We start from the raw sequence: 13,552 nt of genomic DNA, 5'->3' as shown, positions 1-13,552 counted from the left end.
CCGGCACCGTCGTGTGCCCGCACCGGCGTCGGCCGCCGCGGACCCCGGGCGTACGGTCGTCGGCCGGGACATCGGAGCGGAGGAGCACGTGGTCGAGCACGACGGCCGCGACCCCGCCGTACCCGGCGCACCGGTGCCCGAGCCCCCCACGGTGCGGGGTGCGACGGCGCTGCCCCGCGAGATCGGCGTCCTGGTCGGGTCGGCGTTCGCGATCGCCATCGGGTTCGGGCTGGTCGCGCCGGTGCTGCCGGCGTTCGCGCGCTCGTTCGACGTCGGGGTGACCGCGGCCGCCGCCGTGATCAGCGTGTTCGCCTTCTCCCGGCTGGTGTTCGCCCCGCTGTCCGGCACGGTCGTCGGCCGGTTCGGCGAGCTGCGGGTGTTCGTCGCCGGGCTCGCCGTCGTCGCCGTGACGACGGCCGGTCTGGCCTTCGCGACGGCGTACTGGCAGCTGATCGCGCTGCGCCTGGTCGCGGGCGTCGGGTCGACGATGTTCACGATCTCGGCGGTGTCGCTGCTCGTGCGGCTGTCCCCGCCGCACCTGCGGGGCCGCGCGACGAGCCTGTGGGCCACCGGGTTCCTGCTCGGCAACATCGCCGGGCCGCTGCTCGGCGGCACCCTCGCCGCGATCGACGTCCGCGCCCCGTTCCTGATCTACGCGGCGCTGCTGGTGCTGGTGATCGTCGTGGGCGGGCCGCTGCTGCGCCGGCCGGAGGGCCCGGTCGACGAGGCGCCCCCGCCGCGCACCCGGTTCCGCGACGCCGTGCGCCACCGTGCCTACCGGGCCTCGCTGGTGGGGAACTTCGCGAACGGCTGGGCGGTGTTCGGCGTCCGCATCGCGCTGGTCCCGCTGGTGGTGGTCGAGGCGCTGGGGCGCGAGGACGCGTTCGGCGGCATCGCGCTGTCGGTGTTCGCGGCCGGGAACGCGGCGACCCTGCTGCTGGCCGGACGTCTCGCCGACCGCTCCGGCCGCAGGCCTCCGCTGATCGCCGGCCTCGCGGTGTCGGGTGCGTCGACGGCCGTCCTCGGCTGGGTGCTCGACCCCTGGGCGTTCCTGGCGCTCTCGCTCGTCGCGGGGCTCGGCAGCGGACTGGTGAACCCGCCGCTCAACGCGGCCGTCGCCGACGTCATCGGGGAGCGCGCCCGCGGCGGCTCGGTGCTGGCGGGCTTCCAGATGGCGGCCGACCTCGGGGCGATCGCCGGGCCGCTGGTGGCCGGGGCGCTCGCCGAGGTCTGGGGGTACGGGCCGGCGTTCGCCGTGACCGGGGTGCTGTCGCTGGTCGCGGCGCTGGTCTGGTGGCGGGCGCCGGAGACCCTCCCGTCCCGGTCCTGACCTGGGGCGTTGCCCGCCGGGGTGACACCGGTGCCGGTCGCTCCGTCCCGCTGGTCCCGATCGTCCCCCGGTTCCCACCCGTCACGCCGGTCCGCCGGTTCGGGTGACCTCCTCCGGAGTGACCTCACCCCACCGACGGGTGGCGAGTGTGGCTGGTGTGCACAGGGTGCTTCTAGCGTCGTGGATATCGGACAAGCCGGACACGGATGGGGACGGGAACGAAGCCATGAGGCGCGGACTGGCACGACGTACGGTGATGAGCGCGGCGGCGGTGGTGACGGTGAGTGCTGTCATGTTCACCGGAGGGGTCCTGGCGCTCACCGACGGTGCGGCCGTGTCCGCGGCCGCGGCACCCACGGTGCCCGGCGCCGTCGCGCAGGCCGCGGTCCCGGAGGCACCGAGCGTGCTCGCCGGGCCGACGACCACCCCGTCGGGCGCCGCGGCGTTCCCGACCGACTCCGCTCTGCGGTCGTCGTCGGAGGCCGCCGGGGGCTCGGGTGCCGCCGCGGCCGCTCGGCCCGCGGAGACGGACGCCGTCCGCGGGGCCGAGGGCTCCGGTGACGCCGGACCGGCCCGCCCGGCCGCCACCGGGTCGTCCGGCTCCGAGAGCCCGGTCCCGCCGTCCGCGACGGGGCCTGCCGACGCCGCGAAGCCTGCCGACGGGGCGAAGCCCGCTGACGGTGCGAAGCCTGCCGACGCCGCGAAGCCCGCCGACACGCCCGCCGACGCGCCGTCCGGCCCCGCGGACGAACCGACGACGCCGGTCGCCCCGGCCGAGAAGCCCGCCGACCCGGCGCCGCCCGCGGACGAGCCCAACGGTCCCGCGGCCGGGCCGGCTGCTCCCGCGGAGAAGCCCGCCGCTCCCGCGGACGAGCCCGCCGCTCCCGCGGAGACACCGGGCGGGCCTGCCGAGAAGCCGGCGGATACTGGGGAGACGCCGGCCGACCCGGCGCCCGCACCCGCCGACGCCGGGACGGGGCCCGCCGACACGGGGACGGAGCCCGCCGCCCCCGCGAAGCCCACCGACCCGGAGGAGAAGCCCGTCGACCCCGCGGACACGCCCGTCGAGACGCCGACCGACCCCGCGGCCGCGCCCGCCGCGCCCGCCGACCCCTCGGCCCGACCGGCCGACCAGAGCACGCCCCGCCCCGGCGCCACCAGCGCGGCCGAGCGCTACGGCTGGGGCGCGCCGCTGCCGGCGTCGGACGAGTTCGACTACACCGGACCGCCCGACCCGGCGAAGTGGAACCAGGCGGGCGAGTGCTGGCCCGGTCACGCGGGCAACGGCGGCCGCTGTGCCAGCCGGTCCACGGTCAAGGACGGCAAGCTGATCCAGACCGGGCTGCGCAACGGCGACTCGGCGTGGATCTCGTCGAAGTTCAACCAGCAGTACGGCCGCTGGGAGGCCCGCGTCCGCTCCGAGGCCACCGGCCCGGACAACGGCAGGCAGTACCACCCGCTGCTGATCATCTGGCCGCAGTCGGACCGCTGGCCCCAGGACGGCGAGTACGACTTCCTCGAGAACGGCGCGCCCGGCGAGCAGTGCGCCGAGGCGTTCATCCACTACCCGCACGGCCGCGGCGCGGTCCAGCAGGAGTACGCCAAGGAGAAGGACTGCGGCGCACCGCTGAGCGAGTGGCACAACGTCGCCATCGAGTGGACGCCCGACCACGTGAAGGGCTTCATCGACGGCAAGGAGTGGTTCTCCTTCTCCGGCGGCGCCCGGCCCGGCCGCAAGAACATCCAGGACATGCCCAGCGGGCACCTGACGATCCAGCTCGACAACTTCTTCGGCGGCAACATGCAGCCGGCGACGTACGAGGTGGACTGGGTCCGGATCTACTCCCTCGACGGAAAGTGACCGGCTAACACCGGACCGTTGCGGGGCGATGAGTGGACGTGCCGCTTCTCACACGCAGGACCGCGGGGTGGCTGCTCGCGGGCGTCGTGGCCCTGGAGGTCGCGATCCCCGCGGTCGGCCTGGCCACCACCGAGCCGCCCCGCCGCTACTCCTGGAGCATGTTCGTCGCGTCGTCGACGGAGTACGCCTACACCGGGCGGACCGCCGACGGCGCGTCCCGTGCCCTCGACACCGAGGCCCTGCCGTGGCCGCAGCGGACCGTCCACTACGGAGCCACGGTCCCGCAGCTGCTGTGCGCGGCGACCCCGGACCTCGTCGCGGTGTCGCGGACCCGGGACGGCGCCCCGGAGTGGGAGCAGCCGTGCTGAGGCTCCCCGACACGCTCCCCGCACGTCCACTGGCCGGGTACCGGATCCTGGTCGGGCTCGTCGCCGGGCTGAAGGCCGTCGAGCTCGGCGCGAGCCCGCTGCTCGGGACCCGGGCCGGACCGCTGTTCGGGGTCGGCCCGGTGCTGCCCGCCCCGGTCTGGCTCGCGCTCGGCGCGGTGATGGGGCTGGCGGCGCTGGCCGTCGTCGCGGGGTGGAACGCGCGGGCGGCGGCCCTGGTGGTCGGGCTGTGCACCGCCGGCTTCGTCTGGGGCGCGGGCTACTACTCCAACCACACCTACCTGCTGTTCACCGCGGCGGTGCTGCTGTCGTTCTCCGACTGCGACGCGGCCTGGTCGCTCCGGTCCCGGCGCGGACACGGCGCCGACCGGGTGTGGGCGGCGCCGGTGCTGGTGCTACGGGCGCAGATCACGATCGTCTACTTCTACGCCGCGATCTCGAAGATCCGTCCGGACTTCCTGTCCGGCAACGGGCTGGCGTCCTGGGCGTGGGACTCGGTGCTGGTCCCGGCGGCGCTGCTGACGCCGGTGTTCCTGGTGCCGATGGCGTTCGGCGCGGTGCTCACCGAGCTGTTCGTCGCGTTCGGGCTGTGGTCGTCGCGGCTGCGGCCGGTCGCCGTCGTCGCCGGGATCGGGCTGCACCTCGGCATGATCGCGATGCTCTCCGACGGGCTGCACGCCGCGGTCGAGCTGGGGCTGTTCGCCACCCTCACCTGCGGTGGCTACCTGCTGTTCGCGGACCGCGTCCCGGTCGTCGACGGGCTCACCGGCGCGGTGGTGGTGCCCCGGCAGCGCCGGTCGGAACCGGCGCTGCCGAGCACGGTCACCCGGCGCTGACGCCCATCGCCTCGGCCAGCCGCAGGTGCGGCGCGGCCTCGTCGTGGCGCGAACGGCGCTGCAGGGTGCGCCCGAGGAGCAGGTGGGCGTACCCGTCGGCCGGCTCGTGGCGCACCAGCTCGCGGAGCTCGGTCTCGGCCCGGCCGAGCTGCGCGGAGTGGTAGTACGCGCGGGCCAGCAGCAGCCGGACCGCGGCGGCCTCGGGCTGCTCGGCGACGAGCTCGGCGAGCACCGTCGCGGCCCCCGCGGGGTCGCCGGAGTCGAAGAGGTACCCGGCGTGCTCCCACCGGTCGGCAGGCCCTGCTTCCGTCCCGGTCATCCAGGACAGCGCGTCGATCCTCATCGGTGCGGCCTCCTTCCGGCCCATTCGGTTGATACGTCAACCACAACCGCGGCGCCGGGTGTTCTGTTCCCGGCTCAGGCCAGGGCGGCGCGGACCAGCTCGGGCATCCCGGTCGCCGGACGGCCGAGCAGCGTCGCGAGGTCCTCCGACGGCTCGGCGAACATCCCCGACGAGACGAACTCGCCGATGAAGGCCGGAGCCGGGGCCCGGTCGAGCGGTACCCGGCGGTGGGACACCGGCCGGCCGGACTCCGCGGCGATCGTCGCGGCCAGCTCGTCGTAGGTCCACAGCGGTCCGCGCAGCTCGTAGGCGCGCCCGGCGTGCTCCTGCGGCCCCCTGGCCACGACGACGGCGGCGGCCCGCGCCAGGTCCGCGATCGTGGCGGTGTTGAGCGCCCGGCCGCCGTCCGCGGCGACCGTCCCGCCGGACTCCAGCGCGGCGGCGACCACGTCCGGGTTGACGAACATGTCCGAGTAGAAGGTGTTGCGCAGCGGCGTCACCGGCAGCCCGGAGTCGCGCAGCAGCTCCTCGGTGACGGTGTGGTCGGCGAGGAAGGCGGGCGCGCCGGGCCGGTCCGCGCCGATCGCGCTGGTGTAGACGACGTGCCCGACACCCGCCTCGGCCGCGGCACGGACCACGTTGCCGTGCTGGCGCTCGCGCACCCCGGGTGTCACGTCGGAGCCGGACACGAACAGCAGCCCGTCGGCGCCGGTGAACGCCGCCTTCAGCGAGGCCGGGTCCTCGTAGTCGCCGACGTGCACCCGGACCCCGGCCGCGGCCAGGTCGGCCACCTTCTCCGCGGACCGGGCGAGGACGCCCACCCGCTCCGCCGGCACGGTCTCCAGCAGCGCCCGCACGGCCGCGCCGCCCAGCTTCCCGCTCGCCCCGGTCACGATGATCATCGCTGTCTCCCCATCTCGTCGTGGACGGTGACGACACTGCCGGATAGGCTTACGTTCGGTAAGTACGTACCTTCTGGTAAGTAGGTGGATGGACGGTGAGCACGCAGGTGGAGCGGCCCACGGGCCTGTTCTCGGGTGACGCGTTCGACAGCAGCTGCCCCTCGCGGTCGGTCCTCGACCACGTGACGTCGAAGTGGGCGGTCCTCGTGCTCGTCGTCCTGTCCCGCGAGGACCACCGGTTCTCCGCGCTCCGCCGCGCCGTCGGCGGGATCAGCGAGAAGATGCTGGCCCAGACCCTGCGCACCCTGGAGGGCGACGGCTTCGTGCACCGCGAGGTCGCCGCGACCACCCCGCCGCAGGTCAGCTACGGCCTCACCGAGCTCGGCCACGGCGTGACCGGCCACCTCGCCGGCCTCGTCGGCTGGATCGAGGACCGGATCCCCGAGGTGCTGGCGGCACGCGAGCGCGCCTAGGCCCCGGTGGTCAGTGCCCGCCGCCCAGGTGTCCGGCGAGCCGCTCGTGGCGGTCGCGGCTGTCGTCGTTCATCCCGGTGACGACGAGCGTGCGGCCGGACCGCGCGTAGCGGCGCCGCAGTTCGTCGAGGACGGCGACGGTCGAGGCGTCCCACACGTGCGCGCCGGACAGGTCGACGGTCACCTCCGCCGGGTCCCCGTCGGGGGCGAACGCCAAGCTCAGCTCGCTGCTGGAGGCGAAGAACAGCTGGCCGGTGACGCGGTAGACGACCGCGCCGCCGTCGTCGGCGGTGCGGTCCACCCCGACCAGCCGTGACACCCGGTTCGCGAACAGCACCGAGGCGACGAGCACGCCGGCGCCCACGCCGAAGGCCAGGTTGTGGGTGCCGACGGTGACCACGACGGTCGTCAGCATCACCGCCGTCTCGCTGCGCGGCATCCGGCGCAGCGTCGCCGGGCGGATGCTGTGCCAGTCGAACGTCCCGACCGACACCATGACCATCACCGCGACCAGGGCGGCCATCGGGATCAGCGCGACGACGTCGCCGAGTGCGACCACGAGGACCAGCAGGAACGAGCCCGCGAGGAACGTGGACAGCCGGGTCCGGGCCCCGGACGCCTTCACGTTGATCATCGTCTGGCCGATCATCGCGCAGCCGCCCATGCCGCCGGTGAAGCCGGTGACGATGTTCGCGACGCCCTGGCCCCACGACTCACGGGTCTTGTCCGAGCCGGTCTGCGTGATGTCGTCGACCAGACGCGCGGTCATCAGCGACTCGATCAGCCCGACCAGGGCGACGCCGAGCGCGTACGGCGCGACGATCCGCAGCGTCTCCCACGTCAGCGGCACCGCGGGGAGGTGCGGGAGCGGCACCGTGTCCGGCAGCGCGCCCTGGTCGCCGACGGTCGGCACGGCGACCGCGGCCGTCACCGTGACCACGGTCAGCCCGACGATCGCGACCAGCGGTGCCGGGACGACGCGGGTCAGCCGCGGCAGCCCGACGATGACCACCAGGCCCACGGCGACCAGCGGGTAGACCGCCCAGGGCACGCCGACCAGCTGGGGCACCTGCGAGGTGAAGATCAGGATCGCGAGTGCGTTGACGAAGCCCACCATCACGCTGCGTGGCAGGAAGCGCATCAGCCGCGCGACGCCCGCGGCGGCCAGCGCGATCTGCAGCGCCCCGCCCAGCACGACCGCGGCGAACAGGTACTCGACGCCGTACTCCCGCGAGAGCGGGGCCACGACCAGCGCGATCGCACCGGTCGCGGCCGAGATCATCGCCGGTCGCCCGCCGCAGACCGCGATGACCACGGCCATCGTGAACGAGGCGTACAGGCCGACCCGGGGGTCCACCCCGGCGATGATCGAGAACGCGATGGCCTCGGGGATCAGGGCGAGCGCGACGACGAGTCCGGCGAGCACCTCGGTGCGCACCAGGCGGGGTGTCCAGCGTGCACGCAGCGTGGCGAGGTCGGGCAGGGCGGAGCGGGGCACGATACGACGGTCGCTTTCACGTCGGGGGAGGGGCGGGGCCGCGGGCCACGACGGCGGGAGCTCGCGAACGGCCCGACCGTACTCTCACGTTAGGGGAGGGTCTGCGGTGCGGGGCCCGGAACCCGTCCGGGGTGGCGCGCCCCACACTCCGTTGTCCCACAGGCCGATCTCAGCGTCGTCACAGCGACGGTGAGCACGATGGGGTCCATGGCGATGACTCCCGACGTACCGACCTGGGTGGGTGAGCTCGACCGGCTCGCCCCGGCCCGCGACCTCGAGGTCGATCGGCGGTTCGCCGCCGCACGGCTGCTGGTCACCGTCGGTGGCACCCCGCAGGGTCAGGTCACCGTGCCGCTGCGCGCCGGGCGCGCGACCGCCGCGGAGCTCTCGCTCGCCGTCGCCGCGCTGCCCGCGGCCGGCACCGTCGCCGTCGCGCCGTCCGCGGCCGACCCGGTCACCGTGGTCGTCGCGACCCGCAACCGGCCCGAGTCGCTGGCCCGCTGCCTGCGCGCGGTCCTCGCCTCGGACCACCCGGCGCTGTCGGTCGTCGTCGTCGACAACGACCCGGACGACGAGCGGACCGAGCTGGTCGTGCGGGCCGCGGGCTCCGACCGGGTCCGCTACGTCCGCGAGCCGCGGCGCGGTGCGTCCATCGGCCGCAACCGGGGCCTGGCCGAGGCCCGCACCGAGATCGTCGCCTTCACCGACGACGACACCGAGGTCGACCCCGCCTGGGCCTCGCGCATCGCCGGCGCGTTCGCCACGGACCCCGAGCTCGCCTGCGTCTCCGGCCCGGTGCTCGCCGCCCGCCTGGGCAGCCCCGAGGAGCGCGCCGCCGACGTCGCCCTGGCCTGGAACAAGGGCTTCACCCCGCGCCGGTTCACCCTCGCCGAGCCCCCCGCGGACTCCCCGATCTTCCCGTTCGCACCCGGCCTGTTCGGCATCGGCGCCAACCTCGCCGTGCGCGCCGGGGCCGCCCGCGCCGTCGGCGGCTTCGACGAGGCCATGGGCCCGGGCACCCCCACCCACGGCGGCGAGGACTGCGAGTTCCTCGTCCGCATGATCCTCGCCGGCAACGTCCTCGGGTACGCCCCGGGCGCCTACCTGTGGCACCACCACCGTCCCGACCAGGCGGCGCTGAACACCCAGCTCGAGGGCTACGCGATCGGGCTGGGCAGCTTCCTGGCGAAGGTGGCGCTGTCGCCGCAGGGCCGTTCGGTCGCGCTGCGCCGGCTCCCGGCGGCGGTCGCCCGGCTGCGCCACATCTCCGACCGCGAGGCAGGCGCCGGCGACGCGATGCCCGACAGCGGGCTGCTGGAGCGCGGCGGCCGGATCGCCCGCGGCGGCTGGGCCTACGTGCAGCGGTCCCGCGAGGTGCGGCGCAACGGTGGCGCGGTGCCGCCGATGCTGCTGCCCGCGCGCTCGGCGCTCGTCCCGGCGCACATCCGCCGTGCCGCCGAGGCCGCGCGGGTCCGGGCCGAGGCCGGCGCCCACGTCGGCCCGACGGCCGTCCCGGCTCCGCGTCCCGACCGGCAGGCCGAGGCCGAGGCCGGCGACGACCGCGGGGCCGCGGAGCTCGCCCGGAACTCCGCGGCCTGAGCCGCTACAGCCCGTAGGACTTCCCGATGATGTCTCGCTGGATCTCGCTGGTCCCGCCGTACACCGTCGAGACGACGCTCTGGCGGAGCAGCCGCTCCATGCCGTACTCGGTGGCGTAGCCGTAGCCGCCGAGCATCTGCATCCCCTCCAGGGACAGGTGCTTGGCGAGCTCGGTGGCCTTGAGCTTGGCCATCGACGCCTCGCGCGGGAACAGCGCACCCGCGGGTGCCTCGTCGATCACCCGCGCGGTGTCGTGCACCAGCAGGCTGGTGGCCGCCAGCTCGGTGGCGTTGTCGGCGATGCGGTGGCGCATCGCCTGGAAGCTCCCGACGGGGCGGCCGAACTGCTTGCGCTCCTTGACGTAGGCGACGGTGTCGTCGAAGGCGCGCCGCGCCAGCCCGAGCATGAGCCCGGCCAGGATCATCCGCTCCAGGTTCAGCCCGGCCATGAGCTGTCGCCAGCCCTGCCCCTCGACGCCGACGACGGCGTCGGCGGGCAGCTCGCACCCGTCGAAGTAGAGGTCGTTGACCTCCTTGCCGCCCATCGTCTCGATGCCGTGGATCGACAGGCCCGCCGCGTCGGCGGGCACGACGAACATGGTCAGGCCGTCGTGCTTGCCGCCCTCGGTGGAGGTGCGGGCGACCAGCAGGATGTGCGACGCGATGTGCGCGTTCGAGCACCAGGTCTTCTGGCCGTCGATCCGCCAGCCGGTCTCCGTCTTCGTGGCCTTGCACTTCAGCCCGCCGACGTCGGACCCGGCCTCCGGCTCGGACATCGAGATCGACAGCACGTCACCGCGGCACATACCGCCCAGCAGCTCCTGCTTCTGGGCCTCGGTGCCGAACTTCTCGATCGCCGCGGCGGTGATGGTGGTCGTGCCGAACCCGGCGATCGGGGCCTGGCCGTACGCGGACTCCTCCAGGAAGACCAGCAGGTCACGCATGCCCTGGCCGGCGCCGCCGTACTCCTCGGGGGTGGCGATGCCGAGCCAGCCGAGGTCGGCCATCTTGCGGTAGATCTCGTCGGAGTGGGCGTGCCGCCCGCCGCCGGTCAGCTCGTCGCGGCGCTCCTTGCTGCCGATCTCGCGACGGCAGAAGTCGCCGATCGCCTTCGCCAGGTCGGTCTGGTCCTCGGTCAGGGTGACGGGCATCAGGGATCTCCTCGGTCGTCGGACCACATTCCGGTGCGGTCCAGGTGGGCGAGCAGCAGGTCGCGGCCGTCGAGCACGTGGCGGCGCATCGCCGCCCGCGCGGCGTCGGGGTCGGCGGCGCCGAGCGCGTCGAGCAGGACGACGTGGGCGTCGACCGCGCCGGCCCGCCACTCGGGCGAGCCGGTGTAGAAGTGCGCCGGCAGGTAGTGCGACGAGCGCCCCACCAGCCAGGCGAGCTTGCGCGAGCCGGCCAGCCGGTTGACCTCGGCGTGCAGCCGGTGCTCGGCGGACACGAGCGGGTCCAGCTCGGCCGGGTCGTGGGTCTCGGGGGTGCGCGCGCACAGTGCGGCGATCCGGTCGGCGAGCTCGCGCAGCGGTGCGAGGTCGGCGGGGGACAGCCGCTGCGCCGCGCGTGCGGCCAGCGTCCCGGTCAGGTCGGCCTGCACCTCGAACAGGTCCGCGACGTCGTCACGGGTCAGCTCGGCGACGACGAACCCGCGCCGCGGCACCGCGTGGACCATGTCCTCGGCGCGCAGCGACTGCAGGGCCTCGCGGACCGGGGTGTGGCTGACGCCGAGGTCCGCGGCGATCCGGTCCATCCGCAGGAAGGTGCCCGGCCGCAGCTCGCCGGACAGGATCCGGTCCCGCAGGACGAGCGCGATGCGGTCGGGCAGCTGCGGGGCGCGGCCCGGTGAGAGCTCACGCACGAAGTCGGCCGTCGACACGGCGACTATCATATACGATTTCGCCGAACCTGCGTCGCCGCCGACCGAGGGAGAACACCGTGCCGGGTCAGAGCCCTGCCGAGGATTTCCGCCTGACCGACATCCTCGCCGATCCCGACCGCGCCGACCTCGTCGCGCTGTCGTTCGACGGCGCGACGACCACCTACGGCGAGCTCGAACAGCGCGCCGGGCGCACCGCGGCGGCCCTGCGCGACCTCGGCCTCGGGGCCGGGGACCGCGTCGTGTGGATCGGGAAGAACCGGCCGGAGTTCCTGGAGCTGCTCTTCGCCGCGCCGCGGATCGGCGCGGTGTCGGTCCCGCTCAACACCCGGCTCACCGAGGCCGACCTGCTGGCGCTCGTCGACGACGCCCGGGCCGGGCTCGTCGTGCTGGGGCCGGACTTCGCGGGGCTGCGCGGTGCGCTCGACGGGCGCCGGGTCGTCGTCGTGGGGGAGGACCACGCGGACTGGCGTGACGCGGCCGCCGACGTGCTGCCGCCGTCGCCGCCGGCCGGGTCCACCCCGGACGACACCGTGCTGCAGCTCTACACCTCCGGCACCACGGGGCTGCCCAAGGGCGTGCTGCTCGCGCACCGGCAGTTCTCGGCGCTGCTGCTCGCCGCCGGGCACTGGTCGATCGACCCCACCTCGACCGCGCTGGTCGCGATGCCGCTGTTCCACATCGGCGGCGTCGGCTACGCCCTGGTCTGCCTGGCCGCCGGGGCGCGGTGCGTGCTCGTCGCCGACATCGTCCCCGGGCCGCTGCTCGACACGATGTCCGGCGAGCGCGTCACGAACGCCTTCCTCGTACCGGCCGTGCTGCAGATGCTCTCCGCGGTGCCCGGTGCCGCCGGCCGCGACTGGTCCGCGCTGCGGTCGATCGCCTACGGCGCCTCGCCGATCACCGTCGGCGCGCTGCGGGCGGTCGTCGAGACCTTCCGGGCGCCGCTGTTCCAGGTCTACGGCGCGACCGAGACCACCGGTGCGATCACCCAGCTCGACCCGGCCGACCACGATCCGGACGGCCCCCGGGCGCACCTCATGCGCTCGGCCGGGCGGGCGTACCCGTGGGTGCGGCTGACGATCGTGGACCCGGCGACCGGCCGGGAGCTGCCGCCCGGCGAGGTGGGGGAGGTCCGGATCCACTCCGACCAGGTCACCGCCGGCTACTGGAACCGGCCCGAGGACACCGCGGCCGCGCTCGGCGACGACGCGACGCTGCGCACCGGCGACGGCGGCTACCTCGACGCCGAGGGCTACCTGTTCCTCACCGACCGGATCAAGGACATGATCGTGACCGGCGCGGAGAACGTGTATCCGATCGAGGTGGAGAGCGTGCTGTCCGAGCACCCGGACGTCGCCGACGTCGCAGTGATCGGGGTGCCCGACGAGCGCTGGGGCGAGGCGGTGAAGGCCGTCGTCGTGCCGCGGCCGGGGGCGACGATCGATCCGGATGCCCTCATCGAGTGGGTCCGGCCGCGGATCGCGGGCTTCAAGCGGCCCCGCTCGGTCGACGTCGTGGAGGCGCTCCCGCGCAACCCGAGCGGCAAGATCCTCAAGCGCGAGCTGCGTGAGACCTACCGCAGGGCCTTCACCTGATCGCAATCGTCGGTTAGCCTCGCCTCAGTACCGGTGAGGGAGGGCTTCCATGTCTCTGCGTCTGCCGACCGGCAGCATCACGGTGCTGCTCGGGCCGTCGGTGCAACGCCGCCGCATGATGAACCGGCTGGACGACGCGAGCGGCCGGTGCGCCGACGGACACGACGCCGTGGTCCGCAGGCTGGGTGCCCGCGCGACCGAGTCGGCGGCGGACCGGCTGGCCACCGTCGACTCGGCCCGCCGGGGCCCCACCGCGATGGTCCTCGCCGACCGCCTGACCGACGGTCTCGACGCACACGACCGCAGCACGGTGCTGTCCGCGCTGCGGGCGGTCGCTGCGGACGGGGTCGCCGTCCTCGTCGACGACATCGACCCCGTCGCGGCCCTCGCCGTCGCCGACGGCGCGCTGCGCGTCGACGAGCGTGGCGAGGTCCGGGTGGAGGAGCTGGCCTACTTGGCCTCGTAGGTGAGGCAGTCGGCGGCGTCGGCGCCCGCGCCGATGTTCACCGACGACGCGGTGCACTCGAGCTTCTCGTTGAACCGGCAGTCCGAACGGTGGCAGGCACCGACGAGGCCGTTGCCGCTGCCGCCGCGGAACGAGATCTCGACGAAGGTGCCGCAGTGGGCGTGGTCACCGGAGATCGTGATCGCCCCCGCGCCGCAGCTCGAGTCGGAGTTGTAGGAGCAGCTGGTGGCGGAGCACTGCTGAACCTGGGGCATGTCCTGGGCCGTGGTCATGGCGCTCAGGTTGTCGGGGTCGCGCGGTGCGCGCCAGGCAACAGAGGCTCGCCTGACCGGCGGTGCGGGCCGCCTTATTTGCGCCCTCCACCTGGGCGATCGGTCCGGCAAAC

The 13,552-nt window shown here is 74.6% G+C and carries 14 protein-coding genes; 8 read left to right on the top strand and 6 right to left on the bottom strand.

The annotated features are described in order from the left end of the window. The first annotated feature begins 13 nt into the window (after window positions 1-13). From DMP17_RS44335 to DMP17_RS44320, 4 genes are all read left to right on the top strand, one after another. Entirely contained in the window at window positions 14-1,330 is a 1,317-nt protein-coding gene (locus DMP17_RS44335) for an MFS transporter (RefSeq protein WP_337832620.1), read from the top strand. 226 nt (window positions 1,331-1,556) lie between these two features. After that, window positions 1,557-3,191: a family 16 glycosylhydrolase gene (locus tag DMP17_RS44330; protein ID WP_337832619.1), complete on the top strand. Its 1,635-nt coding sequence runs from the start codon at window positions 1,557-1,559 to the stop codon at window positions 3,189-3,191. 38 nt (window positions 3,192-3,229) lie between these two features. Beyond that, on the top strand, window positions 3,230-3,559 hold the full coding sequence (locus tag DMP17_RS44325) for a hypothetical protein (protein WP_337832618.1): 330 nt from the start codon (window positions 3,230-3,232) through the stop codon (window positions 3,557-3,559). Next, on the top strand, window positions 3,553-4,413 hold the full coding sequence (locus tag DMP17_RS44320) for an HTTM domain-containing protein (RefSeq protein ID WP_337832617.1): 861 nt from the start codon (window positions 3,553-3,555) through the stop codon (window positions 4,411-4,413). The genes DMP17_RS44325 and DMP17_RS44320 overlap by 7 nt, the downstream gene beginning before the upstream one ends. Here DMP17_RS44320 and DMP17_RS44315 read toward each other — a convergent pair. Next, complete coding sequence (locus tag DMP17_RS44315; protein WP_337832616.1) at window positions 4,400-4,756, bottom strand: tetratricopeptide repeat protein; 357 nt, start codon at window positions 4,754-4,756, stop codon at window positions 4,400-4,402. The genes DMP17_RS44320 and DMP17_RS44315 overlap by 14 nt on opposite strands. Before the next feature lie 74 nt (window positions 4,757-4,830). Then, window positions 4,831-5,658, bottom strand: a complete 828-nt coding sequence (locus DMP17_RS44310) for an NmrA family NAD(P)-binding protein (RefSeq protein ID WP_337832615.1) — start codon at window positions 5,656-5,658, stop codon at window positions 4,831-4,833. A gap of 95 nt (window positions 5,659-5,753) precedes the next feature. Here DMP17_RS44310 and DMP17_RS44305 point away from each other — a divergent pair, with 95 nt between their 5' ends. Further along, window positions 5,754-6,131 (top strand): winged helix-turn-helix transcriptional regulator, encoded by a 378-nt coding sequence (locus tag DMP17_RS44305; protein WP_062399957.1) that lies wholly within the window; start codon window positions 5,754-5,756, stop codon window positions 6,129-6,131. A gap of 10 nt (window positions 6,132-6,141) precedes the next feature. Here the strand turns inward: DMP17_RS44305 and DMP17_RS44300 are convergent, their stop codons facing one another. Further along, window positions 6,142-7,629, bottom strand: coding sequence for a SulP family inorganic anion transporter (locus tag DMP17_RS44300; RefSeq protein WP_337832614.1), 1,488 nt, complete (start codon window positions 7,627-7,629; stop codon window positions 6,142-6,144). Between the two features lie 207 nt (window positions 7,630-7,836). Between DMP17_RS44300 and DMP17_RS44295 the strand changes: the two genes are divergently transcribed. Beyond that, window positions 7,837-9,228: a glycosyltransferase family 2 protein gene (locus DMP17_RS44295; protein ID WP_337832613.1), complete on the top strand. Its 1,392-nt coding sequence runs from the start codon at window positions 7,837-7,839 to the stop codon at window positions 9,226-9,228. Window positions 9,229-9,232: 4 nt separating this feature from the next. On the opposite strand, the gene DMP17_RS44290 is transcribed toward DMP17_RS44295, so the two are convergent. Together DMP17_RS44290 and DMP17_RS44285 are read right to left on the bottom strand one after the other, a co-directional pair. After that, window positions 9,233-10,378: an acyl-CoA dehydrogenase family protein gene (locus DMP17_RS44290; RefSeq protein ID WP_226355006.1), complete on the bottom strand. Its 1,146-nt coding sequence runs from the start codon at window positions 10,376-10,378 to the stop codon at window positions 9,233-9,235. Next, window positions 10,378-11,103: a GntR family transcriptional regulator gene (locus tag DMP17_RS44285; RefSeq protein ID WP_226364588.1), complete on the bottom strand. Its 726-nt coding sequence runs from the start codon at window positions 11,101-11,103 to the stop codon at window positions 10,378-10,380. Before DMP17_RS44285 ends, DMP17_RS44290 begins: the two co-directional genes overlap by 1 nt. A gap of 59 nt (window positions 11,104-11,162) precedes the next feature. On the opposite strand from DMP17_RS44285, the gene DMP17_RS44280 reads away from it, so the two are divergent. Next, window positions 11,163-12,701: a long-chain-fatty-acid--CoA ligase gene (locus DMP17_RS44280; RefSeq protein WP_337832612.1), complete on the top strand. Its 1,539-nt coding sequence runs from the start codon at window positions 11,163-11,165 to the stop codon at window positions 12,699-12,701. A 49-nt stretch (window positions 12,702-12,750) separates the two neighbouring features. Further along, window positions 12,751-13,167: a hypothetical protein gene (locus DMP17_RS44275; RefSeq protein ID WP_226355009.1), complete on the top strand. Its 417-nt coding sequence runs from the start codon at window positions 12,751-12,753 to the stop codon at window positions 13,165-13,167. On the opposite strand, the gene DMP17_RS44270 is transcribed toward DMP17_RS44275, so the two are convergent. Further along, on the bottom strand, window positions 13,152-13,439 hold the full coding sequence (locus tag DMP17_RS44270; protein WP_100879494.1) for a DUF1540 domain-containing protein: 288 nt from the start codon (window positions 13,437-13,439) through the stop codon (window positions 13,152-13,154). The genes DMP17_RS44275 and DMP17_RS44270 overlap by 16 nt on opposite strands. Window positions 13,440-13,552 lie beyond the last annotated feature (113 nt).

The organism is Pseudonocardia sp. TMWB2A, from assembly GCF_017312135.1.
Note: the sequence above shows the minus strand (reverse complement) of the source record. Positions and strands in the feature narration are given on the sequence as shown.

What these genes read in the sequence shown, in the direction of transcription:
- DMP17_RS44270 (WP_100879494.1), bottom strand. Translation starts at nt 13,439, where the DNA reads ATGACCACGGCCCAGGACATGCCCCAGGTTCAGCAGTGCTCCGCCACC.
- DMP17_RS44330 (WP_337832619.1), top strand. Translation starts at nt 1,557, where the DNA reads ATGAGGCGCGGACTGGCACGACGTACGGTGATGAGCGCGGCGGCGGTG.
- DMP17_RS44295 (WP_337832613.1), top strand. Translation starts at nt 7,837, where the DNA reads ATGGCGATGACTCCCGACGTACCGACCTGGGTGGGTGAGCTCGACCGG.
- DMP17_RS44290 (WP_226355006.1), bottom strand. Translation starts at nt 10,378, where the DNA reads ATGCCCGTCACCCTGACCGAGGACCAGACCGACCTGGCGAAGGCGATC.
- DMP17_RS44275 (WP_226355009.1), top strand. Translation starts at nt 12,751, where the DNA reads ATGTCTCTGCGTCTGCCGACCGGCAGCATCACGGTGCTGCTCGGGCCG.
- DMP17_RS44310 (WP_337832615.1), bottom strand. Translation starts at nt 5,658, where the DNA reads ATGATCATCGTGACCGGGGCGAGCGGGAAGCTGGGCGGCGCGGCCGTG.
- DMP17_RS44315 (WP_337832616.1), bottom strand. Translation starts at nt 4,756, where the DNA reads ATGAGGATCGACGCGCTGTCCTGGATGACCGGGACGGAAGCAGGGCCT.